This window comes from Hydrocarboniphaga sp., assembly GCF_028291725.1.
GTDB lineage: Bacteria > Pseudomonadota > Gammaproteobacteria > Nevskiales > Nevskiaceae > Hydrocarboniphaga.
Genome location: NZ_JAQGNT010000083.1, coordinates 19766 through 34954 on the forward strand (window position 1 = coordinate 19766; position 15189 = coordinate 34954).

Here is a 15189-nt window from a genome sequence, read left to right on the forward strand (position 1 = left end):
CCCTCGGAAACGGGGCTATAGCTCAGCTGGGAGAGCGCCTGCATGGCATGCAGGAGGTCGTCGGTTCGATCCCGACTAGCTCCACCAAAGTTTGTTCAACGACGTTCCCATCGTCTAGAGGCCTAGGACACGTCCCTTTCACGGATGTAACAGGGGTTCGAATCCCCTTGGGAACGCCATTCATTTCAATGCACTATGTAAGCTGCGCTGAAATTCTGCTCACCGTGTAAAGCTGGCGCACAAAATCGAGTGCGCGCTACTTCATCCTCTAGCGAGGTAGCGACAGGGCGCCACAGTTGCCGGGGCCTCAGATTCAGATACTCTGCCTGCATTGTCAGGGTCTGAATCAAATGCCTGAAGAGCTGGGAAAAGACGTTGTAGCGCTCCTCGCGTACCTACTGCCAGGCTTCGTCGCGGGATGGGTTTATTACGGGCTAACTTCGCACCCGAAACCCTCCCAGTTCAAACGCGTAGTACAGGCCTTAATCCTCACGCTGATTATCCAGGCGATCACACCCGCTCTTCAGTGGTGTTTCGAGCTGATCGGCCAACTGCACAGCTTCAGACCCTGGGACCAGTATGCCGCCGGGCTTACTACCCTGGCGCTAGGGTTTTCGTTAGGGACGGGAATGGCCTACCTGACGGCTACCCCTAAGAATGGCCTATCGACAGCAGCAGGGGACACTTCTACATCATGCAGCCAGCCTGGATTGATGAGCACGACGTTGCTCTTGATCTGTCGGCCTTGGACGGCATCCTGATTAATGTGACCGACGTAAAGTGGGTCGAATTTCTGAAGCCAGAAGAACCGAGTACAGGAGCAAACCCGTGAGCAATCCAAATAGAAAAGGCAGTAACCCGCCACCGCCGACCCGAGTCCCGACCCGGGACAACTCCAACCCAACCCCAACAAGCACCAGGCCCGCTCCTTCCCCCAGCCCGCCGCCTGCGAAGAAGTAGCCGCCAAGCCAATACGTCGTCCCTAGTGCTGCGTTGAACGTGTAGTCTTGGAACCCGGCATTACGCCTGGATCCGATAAGGACATCGATGAAGCGCCTCAGCCTGCTCGACGCCTGCTTCCTCAACATGGAGTCGGTCGAGACCCCGATGCACGTCGGCGTGCTGCTGACTTTCAAGCTGCCGGCCAAAGCCGGGCCCGACTACCTGAGCCAGCTGGTCGCGCGGCTGCGCGGTTATCCGGTGAGCCGGCCGCCGTTCAATCACGTGCTCGCGCAGGGCCTGCTCGCCAGGCTCGCACCCGCCTGGGAAATCACCCAGGACGTCGATCTGGACTATCACCTGCGCCATTCGGCACTGCCGCGCCCGGGCGGCGAACGCGAACTCGGCGTGCTGATCTCAAGGCTGCACTCCCATCCGCTGGACCTCAGCCGGCCGCCATGGGAATGTCATGTGATCGAAGGGCTGGAGAACCAGCGCTTCGCGATCTATTTCAAAGGGCATCACGCTGCCGTCGATGGCATGGGCGGCCTGCGCATACTCAAGTCCTGGCTATCGGAAGACTTGGCCCTGCTGAACCAGCCGCCGCCCTGGGCGATGCCGCTGCCAGTCAGTGTGCGCCTGCCGAGCCAGGGGCCGCTGGCTCCATTCCAGCAGTGGCTGGCCCGCGCCCGTTCGCAGCTGCTGGCGGTACCGGAGCTGTATCGCAGCCTCGCGCGTGCCGCCCAGGAATATCCCAACGGCAGCATCAGCGCGCTGTTCAAGGCGCCGCACAGCACGCTCAACGCCAACATCGGCGGCCAGCGTCGCTTTGCGACACAGAGCCTGAGACTCTCGCGCTTCAAAAAACTGGCAGAGAGCAGTGGCGCGTCCGTGAACGACATCGTGCTCGCCGTGGTCGGCGGCGCGTTGCGCCGATATCTGCTCGAGCTGGAAGCGCTGCCGCGGCTGTCGCTGGTGTCGATGGTGCCGGTCGCGCTGCGCCCGCAGCGCGGCAGAGTCGGCGGCAACTCGATGAGCGGATTGATCGTCGATCTCGAAACGCAGCTGGCCGATCCTACCGAGCGACTGTCGGCGATCAATACCTCGACCCTGGCCGGCAAACGCCACGTGCAGCGCATGTCGCGCGCCGCGCTGGCGCAATACAGCCTGCTGCTGATGGCGCCGCTGACCTTGGGCCAGATCACGCGGTCGGCAACACGGCTGCCGCCGCTGTTCAACCTGATCGTGTCGAACGTACAGGCATCGAAGCAGAAACTTTATTTCGATGGCGCCGAACTCGACGGCATGTTTCCGCTGTCGGTGCTGTTCCGCGGCCAGGCACTGAACGTGACCGTGCTCGGCTATGCCGACGCGCTGACTTTCAGCTTTACCGCCTGCCGCAATGCGGTGCCCAGTGTGCAGCGTCTCGCCGTGCATGCCGGCGATGCGCTGAACGAACTCGAGCAGGCGCTGGGCATCACCGACACCAGCGCACTGCGAGTGGTCTCAATCCACAGTGCGCCGCGCACGCGCAAGCGGTTTGCAGCTGCCACTGATGGACCCTAGCACGCCGCCCATCGGCACCAGCTGATCCACCGACAGCGTCTTGCCGCTGTTGACGAAGCCGACCGAAATATCGCGAGCCGGATCAGCCCAGCAGATCGTAGTCAGAAAACCCAGGTGCCCGAAGGCGCTACGGCAATCCCGGCCATAGATGCCTGCCGGCCATTCACCCAGCACGAAACCGGCGCTGAACCGCACCGGCAGCAACAAGGTACGGTCGATATGAATCGGCCCGGCCGGGCGAATCGCCTCGGCCACCGTCTCCGGCTTGAAAATCTGCCTGCCCTTGTACTCGCCGCGCTGCAGCAGCATCTGGTAGAACGCGCCGGCATCATCACTCGTCGCGTAGATATTGCCGGCCGGAATCACCGAGGACATGAAGCCGGCACTGTTGGAGACGTCGGTGACTCGCTCGAACGACGCGCCCAGCACATTGTGGATATACGTGGTCAGCGGGAACCACGAGCGCGGACCGGTGCAGTAGTTCAGCGCCACTTTTGCCCGCTGCTGCTCGGGCACGCCGAAGCTCATGCTTTTCAAGCCCATAGGCTCGGCGATCATGTCGCGCAGCAGATCGCGCAGCTGCGCACCGGATATGCGCTGAGCCAGCTCACCCAGGATGAAACCACCGGTAATCGCGTGATAACTCTGCGCATTGCCATCGGCATTGATCGGCTTGGCGGCACACAGCCGTGCGACCACCGAATCCCAGTCGAACAACATTTCCGGCGTGGCACCCTCCGGCACGCGCGGAATGCCGGCGCGATGCGCCAGCAGATGCCGCACCGTCGTCGCACCCTTTCCTTCTGCCGCATATTCCGGAATGAAGCGCGCGATGCGGTCGTCGAGCCCCAGCTGACGCTGCTCGACCAGCTTGTGCACCAGCATCGCGGTAATCGCCTTGGACGCCGAGAACAGGCAGACCGGCGTCTCGTTGGTGCACAGCAAGCCCGGCCTGCGTCCATCGCCGAGCTGGGCATGGCCGATGCTGCGACGGATCACGATCCGGCCCTTGCGCCGCAACGTCAGCGAGATCGCCGGCTGCAATCCGGTGCGATACAAGCGCTCGATGCTGTGCCAGATCTTGTCGACCTGAGCTTGGGTCATGTCGACCGATTCCGGATCGACTTCAGCCGCGACGTCGCGGGTCGTCACGCTCCGCAGGTCCACTGGGACAGGCAGCCGGTTCGGCTTAAGGATGGATTTCAGCAACATCGGGCTCATGCGTAGTCCGCCAGCAGCTTGATCGAGACTTGTCCGTCGGCGGCCGTTCGACGCTGCACGTCCCCGGCAATCAGCTTTTCGATTTTACCGCCGATCAGCGGGATGCCACAGCGCACTTGCCAGTCCAGCTTCAATACGCTGGTCTTGGCGCTGTCGGCTTCGAGCTTCATGTCGGCATGCACACTCGCCGGTGCACCGCCGATCTCGATATCGATCGTGCCGACGCGCCGGGAAACATGCCAGGCATCGACCTGACCGACGCGGATCGCGTCACCGATCAGCTTCCTGGCGAAGTCCGGCACACGGGTCTCGCCAGCGGCGCGAAAACGATAGCGCAAACTGAAGCTATCACCTGCCACGTGCTGCGTCACGGCGAAATCCGATACTTCCAGCGCCTGGTACTTGCGCTCGAAATAAGCCGGATCGGTAAACATCTTCATCACCACGTCGACGGGCTTCGGGTACTTCAGTTCACTTGTGAATTTCACGGCCATAGCGACATCGATCTCACAAGAACGGCATCTATAAAAAAACCGCCGGGGGCTACCCGGCGGCTTTGAAACTCAAGCGCTCGACGATAAGGCTTGCGCCCTACTTCGTCGTCATCTTCTGCACCGAACTGGCGTTGAAGAAGTCGTCGTTGTACTTCACCGACAGATCATAAGGCTGATCTTCGTTGAACGCGGCCGTGATGAAATAGCGGCCCGAGTCGAAGTGATAGATCACTTCCGGCACGGTCGACGCAGCCTGGATGTTGTAACCGATGACCAGGTGGCCTTCATGCAGCTGAACCAGCTGATTGCGGCTGTCGTAATTGTCTTCGGCCACGATGTTCCAGGAGTCTTCGTCGAGGTACATCGTGCGCTTGTGGAAGGTGTGGCTGGTGCCTTCCTTCAGGTTCGCCTCGACCACCCAGACGCGGTGCAGCTCGTAGCGCGACAGATCCTGGTTCAGATGCTTCGGACGAATCAGATCCTTGTACTTGACCGTATTGCCGGCGATCTTGTTGCTATCGTACGGGATGAACATTTCCTTCTTGCCGAGCAGCTTCCAGTTGAAGCGCTCGAGCGAGCCGTTGAACATGTCCACCTGATCGTAGAACTGGTGGCCGTCGGTGCCCTCGTAGGGGTTGTCGCAGCACACCGTCGGCGCACGGCGGATGCGCTTCAGAGCCGGCGTATAAAGCCAGGCCGCGCGGCCTGCCTCACCGGTACCCGCTTTTTCGTGCACGAGGATGAAGGTGCCGGCCAGACGCGGCGGCGCAACCGTGCGCGACAGATAACGCAGAAACTCGCCGGAGTCCTTGGTCAGCGGAACCTGCTTGCTGATCGAGCCGTAGTAGAACGCCGCGTCTTCGATGATCTTGGTCAGCTGGAACGAGCCGTCGCGCTGCACGATCATCTGGTTGTTGTAACGCTTGGCCGCTTCACCGCGGAACTTCAGCTTGTGGTTCCAGACCGGTTCCGCACCGGTCTTCGGGATCGGAAACGGGAAGCCGAGCTTGCAGTTGTCGAGAATGTCGGTGCCGATCATCTCGCAGGTGGTCGCGTTCTTGACCGTCGCGGTTTTGATCTCTTCCGGGAAGTTCACGTCACGATGCGTCGGATAGACGTTCATCTTGTACGTGTCGTAGTTCTTCAGCAGCCACTTGTGACCTTCGGTCAGCTTGTCGGCGTACTGATCCATGTTCGCCTTGGTGATGGTGAACTTGGGCTTGTCGGCGTCGATCTTGGCGTCGTGCGGGAACTCGCCCTTCAGATCGCCATGCTTGCTCGCCGGCGTCCATTCGGGAATCGAGCCGTCCTTGTTGCCGGCCTTTTCGGCGCCGACCGGAGTCAGATCCTTGCCGAGTTTGCCAGCTTCATCGGGGCCAACCTTTGCCGCGGCAAGTGCTGCATAAGCAATGCAGAACGCACCGACCGCTACAGCGAAGCGCTGTTTCATGGTACCTCTCCTCACTAGGGGCCGAGTCGTTCTTACCCGCTCGGTTATCGTTGATGAAAACTGACGCGGGATGCTAGCCAATTCCCGTCAAACTTCCAAACATTTCCCGCCTCCAAACGCCAAGCCATCGGCAGCGTACTGCTTGAAAAATCCATGATGTCGGCAACTGACAAAACCGTCAGCAGGTCGTTGAATCAAGCCTTTTCCAGCTTCGGCAACGCGTCGAGCAAGGGCTGACGCGCACTGAACTCGGATCGCAGATGCGCCAGCATGATGAAGACTCCGGCCAGGCGCCGATGCAGGAACACGATCTCGCGCGGCGGAACCCGAAAATGCACCGACAGGGCATTCTTGGCACCAGCCTGAGCCGCACGCATCGGCAGATCGCTTTCACCCCAGCGGTAGTCGCCGCTGGGAGTCAACAAAGCAGCAGGAATCCTGCCCTCGGCAGGATCGGTGAATGGCTCGACGATCGTCTCACACATCTCGGAGAACGCCTGCATCGCAGCCTTAGGAAATCCAGCTTGAATCAGCCCGATTTCAATGGCACCTCGCTCGATCAAGGCGTGATCGTGCTCGATCGCGCCGCGCACGATGCAGGCATAGGATTTGACGAACTTGCGCTCGAAACGGCGCGTCGCGCCGAAATCGATCAACACGATGCGATCTTCGCCGTCGGGGTCGACGCGGAAGCGGTAATTGCCGAAATGCGGATCAGTCTGCACCAGCCCCCAATCGAAGAATTCGGTCAGGAACAGCTCGATGAAGGCCTCGCCCAGACGATCGCGGCGGGCCTGGGACAGATTCTGCACCGCCGCCGCGCGGATGCTGCAACCGCTCTCGTAGCTCGTCGTCAGCACACGCGAGCCGCAGTACTCGCCGACGACCTGCGGCACCGCAAAGCGCTGGTCCCCGGCCAGGCGCCTGGCGAAATCCTCGGTAAATTTGCGCTCGGCGATGTAGTCGACTTCCTGCACCAGCATCTCGCGCAGCTCGGCGAAAATCGGGCCGATGTCGAGTCCCTTGGGCGTCAGCCGCGACATCAGCAGCAGCCGCGACAGCGTCTTGATATCGCTGTCGATAGCGTCGGCGACGCCTGGGTATTGTATTTTGACGACCAGTTCCAGGCCGTCGCGCTTGCGGCGAGCGCGGTGCGCCTGGCCCAGCGAGGCAGCGGCCATCGGCTCTTCGTCGATGTCGAGTTCACGCAGCCTGTCCCGGCCGAGTTGCTGATCGAGCACCGGCTTGACGTACTTCCAGGACACCGCGGGAGTGTCGTCCTGAAGCGTCGATAAGACCTCGACAGCCTCCTCCGGCAGAAAATACTGTCCGTACAGCGACAGCATCTGCCCAGCCTTCATCACGCTGCCCTTGAGCTGCCCAAGTTCGTCGGCCAGGATCTGGGCCTGTTTTTGATAAAAGCCGCGGTTGGCTTCGTCCCGTGAGATGTTGCCGCGGAAAATATTGCGGATACTGTGAGCGACAATGCTGCTGCCGGCACCGAAGCCCAGCTTGGTCAAGGCGAGATTGCGTTCGAACGGCCGTGTTTTCAGGCGATCCATACCGGGCTTTCTGATCAGCGGCTGGGGCGAATCGTCGCTATGCTCCGACATGCCCACCCTCTTCTGACCTGATAGACCACCTACGATGAGAACACTTGCGGACATTCTGCTGGTAGACCACCAACGCGAGGCAGTGGCCGGAGACTGCGCGAAAGTGATCGAACGCCATCTGAACGGGCTGCGCAGCCTGCGAGGCATCGCGCTGAGAGCCGGGCTGGCGATGTTCAAGACCGCGGTACCCGATGCGATCCCACGCATCGTGAAAAAGCTGCTGCCGGATTTCGCCGTCGCTTTGGAGCCCCTGCATCAGCTGTTCCGCCAGTCTTCGGAAACCGATTTTAGCCTGTTCCTGAACAAGCACTCGGACGAGGCGACCGACGCGCTGACCGGCGTGATCGACCGGCGCGCGGCGGATAGCCCGAACGAGCCGGTCAAGATGGCCTACGGCAAACTCCGCAGCAGCGTGCGCAGCGAGCTTCAGGCCGTATTGCCGGAGCTGGGCAAGACCATCAGCAGCTATCTGGACTAATCGGCAACAGCCGACGACGGCGCTAGGGCGCCGCGCTGCTGCGGCCGACCAGGGGCATGCCGGCGGCGATCATGTGGCGCGGAGCGGCAAGCTGCACCGCGGCAACCAGATCCCGGGCGATCCGCGGCTGCAGACTGGCCAAGGCTTCGCTGCGCAGCTGCGCCATCGCCTGCTCGCGTATCGTGTCCATTGCCGCCTGTCCCGGCCGCTGCTGCTGCGGCTCACAGGCCAGCGCCGCCGCGGTCGTCGTCAGCAGCAGCATCCCTGCGCTAAAGTTGAGCGCCGACTTCATCGTGGTTTTCATCAAAGGTCTCCGTCCCTGTTACCGCCTTGCACCTCTCAGATGAGGCAGGATGCCAACAGGTTGGAAGCGACCCGAGTTTTTTTTGCGGCTACAGCGACGCAATCACGGCCCCGTCCGGGCCGCCAGGTCGAAGCTCCGGGACTCATCGAGTGTTAAGCCGCTGGTTCGTAGCGTTCGGGGCGCCGAAATACTTTCGCCCAAGGAGAGAGCCCAATGAAAATACAGATCAAGAAATTGAACGCCAGTCTGGCTGCGCTGCTGTTGGCCTTGCCGGCGTTCGCCGCCGGGGCGACGCCGGTGGGCCGCTGGCAGACCATCGATGACGCCACCGGCAAGCCGAAGTCGATCGTCGAGATCACCGACACCGGCGGCGAGTTGCAGGGCAAAGTGATCAAACTGCTCAACCCGTCGAAGCCCAACCCCACTTGCGACAAGTGCGAAGGCGAGCTTCAGGGCAAACCGATCGAGGGCATGACGATCCTGTGGGGCATCAAGAAAGACGGCGAGGTCTGGGACGGCGGCAAGATCATCGACCCGGAATCAGGCAAGGTCTACAGCGCCAAGCTCACGCCGGAGGCCGGCGGCGACAAGCTGCAGGTTCGCGGCTATCTGGGCATCTCGATGCTCGGCCGCACGCAGGAGTGGATCAAGGCGCCCTAGCGCCGCCCGTATTGCGAACGCACCGCCTCGGGCGTGAAGTCCGAATCACTGAGCCCGGGAACGTCGTATTGAGCCGGCGGTTCCTCGGCGGTCAGGCGATTGATGAAATAGCGGCCGTCCTTGAAGTCGTAGGTCACCACCGGCAGGCAGTTCGCCGACAGCGAGTCGTACAGGGCCAGCAAGTGCCCCTCCTGGAAACGCCACAGCGTGCTGTCGTCGCGCTGATAGTTCTCCACCAGGACCACGTTCCAGCTGTCCTCGTCGACATAGAACACGCGCTTGCCGAAGGAGTGCGTCTTGCCGCCGCGCTCGCTCGCCTCGATCACCCAGACCCGATGCAGTTCGTAGCGCGTCGTCTCCGGATTCAGGAAGCCGGGCTTGATCAGCTGCGAGTATCGATAACGGCCATCGCCGATGCGATAGTTGTTGTACGGCAGGTAGATCTCGCGCTTGCCCAGCATCTTCCAGACATAACGATCGAAGGCGCCGTTGTACATGTCGACCATGTCGATGAACTGCAGGCCGTCCGATCCCGGAAACGGCTGGTCGTAACCGACTGGCGGAATCCGGAACATGCGGCCGATATCCATTGGCAGCGCCCAGACATTGCGCGCCCCGCGCTGCGCGTCGGCAGTCTCGTGCACCAGGCTCAGGAAGTCCTTGCGCGCCGCGCTCTTGCCGAACCAGGTCAGGTAGTACAGCAGGATGTTCTTGTCCGCGATGTCGACCGGGCTGGCGATGTTGCCGTAGCGGTAGTACACCAGCTCGGTCTGCTTGAGCCAGGTTGCGCTGCCGTCTTTCTGCACCACCGCCTGCGCGGTCTGCGCCTTCATTGAATCGCCGCGATAGCGCGTGCGGTGATTCCACATGATCTCGACGCCGGAGCCGGGCTTCGGGAACGGCACGCCGAGCTTCGCTCCGCTCAGTGAATCCGAGCCGATCAGCTTCGCCCGGCCGATATTGGCCTGGCTGGCGTCGTAGATCGCCTGCGGATACGCCACACTGCGATGTGTCGTGTAGACGGGCATCGCATAACCCGGCTTTGAGGCGAACAGTTGGCGATGGCCGCTGGAAAGCTTGCCCGCATACTGGCCGAGGTTCGCAGCGGTGATCGTGAACAGCGGTTTTTCGGCCGGGAAAGGGTCCTTGAGCTTCTGGCCCTTCTGGAAACCGGCGGGCCGCTGCGCCGCGGTGATGCCGCCGCTCCAGGCCGGAATGCTGCCGTCGCGGTTGGCGCCGCGTTCGGCGCCGATCGGCGTCAGGCCGGCCGACGGCGTGGCCGAGGCTTCCACGGCCGCGGAAGAGTCCGGTGGCGCGGTCACGCTGAGGCTGTCGCCCATCAGGCGGCTGCTGATCTGCGTTTCCTCGTCCTGCTGCCGCTGACGCAGCGCAGCGACCGCATTCAGAGCCTCGTCGCGCGCGCGTCCGGTTTCCAGGTATTTGATCCAGTCCGCTGCAAGCTTCCTGCTCGGCGCGAATTCCTGGGCGGCGCGGAAAGCGGTGAGTGCGCCATCGACGTCGGCCTGCTGGTAACGGGCCAGGCCCAGCGTCATCAGCAGCGTGCCGCTACGCGCGGGCCCGGCCGCCAGCTTCTCCAGATCCTTGGCGGCCTCGGCGTATTCCTCGCGCTCCATGTGCAGCTGCGCCTTCTGCTGCAGCAGCTCGCTGCTCGGTGCCAGCGCCAGCGCGCGATCGAGCGCGCTCAAGGCCAGCTTCTTTTCGCGCGCGGCCAGCCACAGCGTCGCCAGCAACTTGCGATTGGCCGCGTCGTCGGCCAGCGCCTTGCTGTCGATCCAGCCGCTGAGCAGCGATCCAGCCTCGAACGGCGCACCGATCTGCGCGGTCAGCGTGACCAGGCGCAGCCGGTCCTGGGCGTCGCGCAGATAACCGAGACGTGAGGCCACTTCCATCACCGCCTGCGCGCGCTCCTTGTTGCCGGCCTTGATGCTGACCGCTGCCAGCTGCAGCCATTCATCGCGATGCGTCGGATCACGCTTCACCGCCTCCTCCAGCAGCGGCAATGCGTCCTTGTCGCGGCCGGCTCCCAGATACGCGGCGAGCAGCGCGCGCTTCCAGCTCAGGTCGGCATTCGGTACGGCGCGCACGCCCTTCTCCAGCAGCGGCGCCGCGTCGGCGTAGCGCTTCTGCTCCAGATAGGCCGCACCCAGCGCGACATAAGTCTCCGGCGACGCCTTGCCGCTTTTCACCTGCGCCTCGAGTTGCGGCACCATCTGCCTGGCGTTGCCGCCGGCCCCACTGGCCCCGCTGGCAATGTACAGCTGGGCCAGATCCTGGCGCATCGCATTCTCGGCCGGCCCGGCGAGCGCCTTGGTCGCGATCGCCTGTTCGAGCAACTGCGCCGCCTGTTTGTAGTCCTTTTTTTGCGCCGCACTCGCCGCCAGATCGCGCAGCAACAACGCACGTCCGTAAGGGTCGGTGGTCTGCTTCAGCAGGGTCTGCGGGTCCACCGGCTTCTGCACCGGTGTGTTCGGGACTTCGCGTACTTCGCTCTTGTATTGATCGGCCAGCACCGGCCGCGCCGCGAACAAGGCGACGCCCGTCAGTACCAGGCTGGCGATCTGCTTGCGATTCAACGGTAGTTTCAATGGTAGTTGTAGGCGCAGTCGGCCGGGTCCATCGGCACGCGCTGACGGACCTCGGCGGATTTGCCGGTGCGCTCGTAGAGCCAGTTGCCGATGCTCTCGACTGCGGCCGCTTCGAACACACCGCGAGGTTCGGCGTTGACGATCTTCACGTCCCTGACGTGTCCGTTCGGATCGACCGTGAAGATCGCCTCGACCCAACCCGCGAGCTTCTGCTTGCAGGCCCATTCCGGCATTTGCGGGCGCGCGGTCGACAGCGGCACCAGCGGCTTGCCTTTCCAGGTACCGCCGCCGGCGCCGGCTCCGGAACCGCTGCCATTGCCACCGCCGCCGCTGCCGGCAAATCCGCCGAAGCTGCCGGAAGACCCCAGCGAGGTGCCACCGCCGATCGCTAGACTGCCGGTCGGCAGCGAGATCGTGCCGATATCGACCGGCGACACCGTGATCGCCGGCATCGCCAAGGCCGGCACCGCGGCCTGCGCGAGCGCAGGCGGTGCGGCCGGCGGCGGTGGCGGCGCGTTCTGCAGCGTCTTCATCGGGTCCTGCGGCGGATGCTCGTCGCGCCGCGTCTGCACCACGCGCACGTCTTCGATGATCGTCTCGGGCTCATTGGCCGGCTCACGTGAACGGATTGCCCAGACCATCAGCAGGAACAGCAGCCAAGTGATCAGCAATGCAGCCGGCGGCAGCCACAGCCAGCGCAGCCGTGACGGCAGCGACATCGCCTGCGTGGTTTGCACCTGAGCGGTCACACCTTGCCGAGCCTACTTGGGCCGCGCCGCGACGGCGACGTCGGCGACGCCGGCCAGCCGCGCCTGGTCCATCGCCTCGACCATCAGGCCGGCACGCGCATCGCGATCGGCCTGGATCACGACGGCCGCTTTGGGGCGGTCATGCCGCATGCGTTCGATCTCGCCGCGCAGGCGGCGGATGTCGACGCGCTGCCGGTCGATCCAGATCTCGTTGTTGGCCGACACCGCGACGAAGATGCTGCCCTTGTCCTCGGGCTTGGCGGTCTTGGCGGACGGGCGGTTCACGCGGATGCCAGACTCGTGCACGAAGGCCGCGGCGATGATGAAGAAGATCAGCAGGTTCATAACGAAATCGAGCATCGGTGCGAGATCGATGCCGGTGTCCTCCTGCACGACGGTGTGCCGGCGGAATTTCATCGCAGAACCTCCAGGCGTGCATCGAGCAGATCGTTGAGTCGCGCGGTTTCGCGCTTGACCCGCGACGTGAACAGATGCGTGAAGAACAGGCCGATCAGGCTGACGACCAAGCCGGCCATCGTCGCGATCATCGCGTGGCTGATGCCGTCGGCCATCGCGCGCGTGTCGGTGTTGCGCGAGGACGTCATCGCGTCGAATACCTGCAGCATGCCGGTGACGGTGCCGAGCAGGCCGAGCAGCGGGGCCATCGGCACCGTTACCCGAATCAGGGCCAGGCCCGACTCGAGACCGATCCGCAATTGCGACACCATCGCCGCGCGGATGCGCAATGCGGCCCAGCTCTCGCGTTCGCTGCGAGCGCGCCATTCGGCCAGCGCCGCGGCGCGCCGGCCCGGGTGGATTTTCCACAGGTACCAGGCGCGCTCGAGCACCAGGGTCCACATCACCAGCGCCGTAATCAGAATCCAGCCGACGACCCAGCCGCCCGAATCGAGAAAGTCGCCGAGCATGTGCACCGGCAGCAGCAGGGTTTCATTCACGCGTGATGCCCCGATGCGCTTCCAGATGCCGCGCCAGCAGGCCGGCCGCCTGCTCGTCCAGCACCTGCGTCAGCGCACGCGAACGCGAGCCGAGGAAACTGTTCGCGAACAGCAGCGGGATCGCGATGATCAAACCCAGCACGGTGGCAATCATCGCCTGCGATATGCCGCCAGCCATCACCTTGGGATCGCCGGCGCCGAGTTCGGTGATCACCTGGAAGGTCAGGATCATGCCAATCACGGTACCGAGCAGGCCGAGCAGCGGGCCGGCCGCGACGATCATCTTCAGCAGCGACTGGTAGCGCTCCAGCCGCGGCGTCTCGCGCAGGATCGCTTCGGACAGCCGCGTCTCCAGCACCTCGGGGTCCTGCAGCAACAAGGCATCGGCCTGATCGCCGGCGCCGATACTGGCGAGCACGCGGCCCAGCGGGTTGTCGTTTCGCGGCCTGTCGATCTGGCGCAACTGGCTGCGCACCAGGGCGTCGACGCGCAGCAGATAGATCAGCTGGTAGATCGCCAGAACCGCGCCGATCACGCCGATGCAGATGATCACGTAACCGACTGCCCCGCCCTGCTCGATGCGCTCGGACAGCGACGGCCGCTCGGCCGAGCGACGCAGCAGCGCGCCGCGCGAGGGATCGACCAGCATCGGGGCGAGTTCGTCTTCGCCCTTGCCGAAATCGTCGATCAGCCCGGTGTGGCCAGGCTGCCGCGCCAGCGCGGCGAGCTTGCCGGTGTCTGGCTGCAGCGCGAGATAGCGGCCTTCGGCGAATGCGGTGAACAGGCCGATGCGCGTGACCTCGGCCTGTTGCGGCGCGCCCGCGTCGTCGAACACCTCGGCCTTGAACCGCGCGACCTTGCCGCCCTCGGCGATCTCCTGCGCGTACAGCAGCCACAGCTGCTCGAGCTGGTCGACACCCGGCAATTCGCGCGCCTGCGCCAAGGCATCGAGCTGGGCCAGGCGATCCGGAAACTGCGGCGTCACCAGCGAATCGGCCGCCTGCGCGCGGAAGCTGCCCGCTGCCTCGGACACCGCCGAGAAAATCTGCGCACTGTCGCCGACCCGACCTTCGAGCTGCTGCTTCAGCGCGGCGATGCCGGCCTGGGCGCCGTCGAAGCGGCCCTTCGCGGACTTGGCGCGCGCGTCGGCGGCACTGCGCGCCCCTTCGGCTTCCGCAAGCAATGCCGCCTGCTGACTCTTATCGCGCAGAAACCGCGCTTCGCGATCGGCATTGGTCTTCGACATCTCTCGCGAGCCTTCGCGAATCTGTTCGACCAGCTGGTCGAGACCGCCCGCTGCGGGCTTGGGCGCCGGTGCGGGCGCAGTAGCAGCAAACGCGGTCGTCGACATCAGCGCGAGCAACAATATCCAGCCAGGCTTCACGACCTGGCCCCCGCCGGCTTCTGCGGCATCGGCAGCTGCAGCAGATCCGGTGCCAGGGTTTCGCGCGCCATGCGCAGGCCGCGGCGCACCGGCGTGATGTACTGGCTATCCAGCGGCTGCCAGCTGGATTTCGCGGCGTCCCACCAGCCGGCTTCGCGGCCATCGGTGCTCAGGTAGAACAAGGCGGTGCGGCCGACGCGCAGCACGTCGACCGAGCGATTCTCGACCTGGGTGCGCTCGGCACCGAGCGTGCGGCCGTATTCGGCCTCGATCTGGTAGGCCTCGAGAATCCGCTTGAACTTGTCCGCATTGCTGGCCGAAGGATCGGCCATCAAGCGCTTGATGCTGTCGACGCGCTCCTGCCGTTCCTGATGCAGAAACGGCAGATCGGATGCGACGATGCTCTCCAGACCCTGGGTCATCCGCAGCATCAGCGGCAGCAGTTCGCGCTCGGTGCGGTCGATCTCGGTCAGCTGCCGCTGCAGGGAATCGCGCTCGGCCTCCTGGCCTTTCGCGAGTTCCTCCAGCTGGTCCGCGTAAACCTTGAGCTGCTGCGATTGCCAGCTTGCCGAGCGATAACGTTCGAGCATCGCTTGCGTCGCATCGTCGAGCTGATCGATGCGTGCCTGCGAATCGCGCGACGCGCGGTTGGCATTGGTGGTGGCATCGAGCGCCTGCCCAACCGGATCGGCTGCCACGGCCGTCGTCACTCCTGCGCTCAGCACCGCCACCGAAATCGCGGCCCGCCATCGGGCCTGATTGAACATCC

At 63.7% G+C, this 15189-nt stretch carries 15 protein-coding genes and 2 tRNA genes; 6 read left to right on the forward strand and 11 right to left on the reverse strand.

Annotated elements, in window-relative coordinates; genetic code table 11:
• Positions 1–11: 11 nt before the first annotated feature.
• The 4 genes from JWQ90_RS21570 (at position 12) to JWQ90_RS21580 (ending at position 2505) form a co-directional block, all read left to right on the forward strand.
• Positions 12–87, forward strand: a tRNA-Ala gene (locus JWQ90_RS21570).
• A 16-nt stretch (positions 88–103) separates the two neighbouring features.
• Positions 104–179: transfer RNA gene (locus tag JWQ90_RS21575), tRNA-Glu, on the forward strand.
• 171 nt (positions 180–350) lie between these two features.
• Positions 351–761 carry a DUF6338 family protein gene (locus JWQ90_RS29290; RefSeq protein WP_366919567.1) on the forward strand — a complete coding sequence of 137 codons (411 nt, stop codon included), beginning with the start codon at positions 351–353 and terminating at the stop codon, positions 759–761.
• Positions 762–1047: 286 nt separating this feature from the next.
• Entirely contained in the window at positions 1048–2505 is a 1458-nt protein-coding gene (locus JWQ90_RS21580) for a wax ester/triacylglycerol synthase family O-acyltransferase (protein ID WP_299697055.1), read from the forward strand.
• Here the strand turns inward: JWQ90_RS21580 and JWQ90_RS21585 are convergent.
• The 4 genes from JWQ90_RS21585 to JWQ90_RS21600 all read right to left on the reverse strand — a co-directional run bounded on the left by JWQ90_RS21585 (position 2446) and on the right by JWQ90_RS21600 (position 7283).
• Entirely contained in the window at positions 2446–3657 is a 1212-nt protein-coding gene (locus tag JWQ90_RS21585; RefSeq protein WP_299697056.1) for a serine hydrolase domain-containing protein, read from the reverse strand. The genes JWQ90_RS21580 and JWQ90_RS21585 overlap by 60 nt on opposite strands.
• 65 nt (positions 3658–3722) lie before the next feature.
• Entirely contained in the window at positions 3723–4214 is a 492-nt protein-coding gene (locus tag JWQ90_RS21590) for a DUF2505 domain-containing protein (protein WP_299697057.1), read from the reverse strand.
• Positions 4215–4317: 103 nt separating this feature from the next.
• Positions 4318–5670 (reverse strand): DUF1329 domain-containing protein, encoded by a 1353-nt coding sequence (locus JWQ90_RS21595; protein WP_299697058.1) that lies wholly within the window; start codon positions 5668–5670, stop codon positions 4318–4320.
• Between the two features lie 194 nt (positions 5671–5864).
• Entirely contained in the window at positions 5865–7283 is a 1419-nt protein-coding gene (locus JWQ90_RS21600; protein ID WP_299697059.1) for an AarF/ABC1/UbiB kinase family protein, read from the reverse strand.
• 34 nt (positions 7284–7317) lie between these two features.
• On the opposite strand from JWQ90_RS21600, the gene JWQ90_RS21605 reads away from it, so the two are divergent.
• On the forward strand, positions 7318–7761 hold the full coding sequence (locus JWQ90_RS21605) for a hypothetical protein (RefSeq protein ID WP_299697060.1): 444 nt from the start codon (positions 7318–7320) through the stop codon (positions 7759–7761).
• Between the two features lie 22 nt (positions 7762–7783).
• On the opposite strand, the gene JWQ90_RS21610 is transcribed toward JWQ90_RS21605, so the two are convergent.
• Entirely contained in the window at positions 7784–8065 is a 282-nt protein-coding gene (locus tag JWQ90_RS21610; RefSeq protein ID WP_299697061.1) for a hypothetical protein, read from the reverse strand.
• A 213-nt stretch (positions 8066–8278) separates the two neighbouring features.
• Here JWQ90_RS21610 and JWQ90_RS21615 point away from each other — a divergent pair, with 213 nt between their 5' ends.
• Positions 8279–8725 (forward strand): DUF2147 domain-containing protein, encoded by a 447-nt coding sequence (locus JWQ90_RS21615; RefSeq protein ID WP_299697062.1) that lies wholly within the window; start codon positions 8279–8281, stop codon positions 8723–8725.
• Here the strand turns inward: JWQ90_RS21615 and JWQ90_RS21620 are convergent.
• The 6 genes from JWQ90_RS21620 to JWQ90_RS21645 are packed head-to-tail and all read right to left on the reverse strand — an operon-like array spanning position 8722 to position 15187.
• Positions 8722–11319: a DUF1329 domain-containing protein gene (locus JWQ90_RS21620; RefSeq protein ID WP_299697063.1), complete on the reverse strand. Its 2598-nt coding sequence runs from the start codon at positions 11317–11319 to the stop codon at positions 8722–8724. The genes JWQ90_RS21615 and JWQ90_RS21620 overlap by 4 nt on opposite strands.
• Before the next feature lie 8 nt (positions 11320–11327).
• Positions 11328–12080 carry an energy transducer TonB gene (locus tag JWQ90_RS21625; RefSeq protein WP_299697064.1) on the reverse strand — a complete coding sequence of 251 codons (753 nt, stop codon included), beginning with the start codon at positions 12078–12080 and terminating at the stop codon, positions 11328–11330.
• A 12-nt stretch (positions 12081–12092) separates the two neighbouring features.
• Positions 12093–12497, reverse strand: coding sequence for a biopolymer transporter ExbD (locus JWQ90_RS21630; protein WP_299697065.1), 405 nt, complete (start codon positions 12495–12497; stop codon positions 12093–12095).
• A complete protein-coding gene (locus JWQ90_RS21635; protein ID WP_299697066.1) occupies positions 12494–13036 on the reverse strand; it encodes a MotA/TolQ/ExbB proton channel family protein in 543 nt (180 codons plus the stop codon). Before JWQ90_RS21635 ends, JWQ90_RS21630 begins: the two co-directional genes overlap by 4 nt.
• Positions 13029–14420, reverse strand: coding sequence for a MotA/TolQ/ExbB proton channel family protein (locus JWQ90_RS21640; protein WP_299697067.1), 1392 nt, complete (start codon positions 14418–14420; stop codon positions 13029–13031). The genes JWQ90_RS21635 and JWQ90_RS21640 overlap by 8 nt, the downstream gene beginning before the upstream one ends.
• Entirely contained in the window at positions 14417–15187 is a 771-nt protein-coding gene (locus JWQ90_RS21645; protein ID WP_299697082.1) for a DUF3450 domain-containing protein, read from the reverse strand. The genes JWQ90_RS21640 and JWQ90_RS21645 overlap by 4 nt, the downstream gene beginning before the upstream one ends.
• Between the last annotated feature and the right edge of the window lie 2 nt (positions 15188–15189).

Coding starts and splice junctions, on each gene's coding strand:
- JWQ90_RS21605 (WP_299697060.1), top strand. CDS start 7,318: ATGAGAACACTTGCGGACATTCTGCTGGTAGACCACCAACGCGAGGCA.
- JWQ90_RS21610 (WP_299697061.1), bottom strand. CDS start 8,065: ATGAAAACCACGATGAAGTCGGCGCTCAACTTTAGCGCAGGGATGCTG.
- JWQ90_RS21630 (WP_299697065.1), bottom strand. CDS start 12,497: ATGAAATTCCGCCGGCACACCGTCGTGCAGGAGGACACCGGCATCGAT.
- JWQ90_RS21645 (WP_299697082.1), bottom strand. CDS start 15,187: ATGTTCAATCAGGCCCGATGGCGGGCCGCGATTTCGGTGGCGGTGCTG.
- JWQ90_RS21600 (WP_299697059.1), bottom strand. CDS start 7,283: ATGTCGGAGCATAGCGACGATTCGCCCCAGCCGCTGATCAGAAAGCCC.
- JWQ90_RS21580 (WP_299697055.1), top strand. CDS start 1,048: ATGAAGCGCCTCAGCCTGCTCGACGCCTGCTTCCTCAACATGGAGTCG.
- JWQ90_RS21615 (WP_299697062.1), top strand. CDS start 8,279: ATGAAAATACAGATCAAGAAATTGAACGCCAGTCTGGCTGCGCTGCTG.
- JWQ90_RS21595 (WP_299697058.1), bottom strand. CDS start 5,670: ATGAAACAGCGCTTCGCTGTAGCGGTCGGTGCGTTCTGCATTGCTTAT.
- JWQ90_RS29290 (WP_366919567.1), top strand. CDS start 351: ATGCCTGAAGAGCTGGGAAAAGACGTTGTAGCGCTCCTCGCGTACCTA.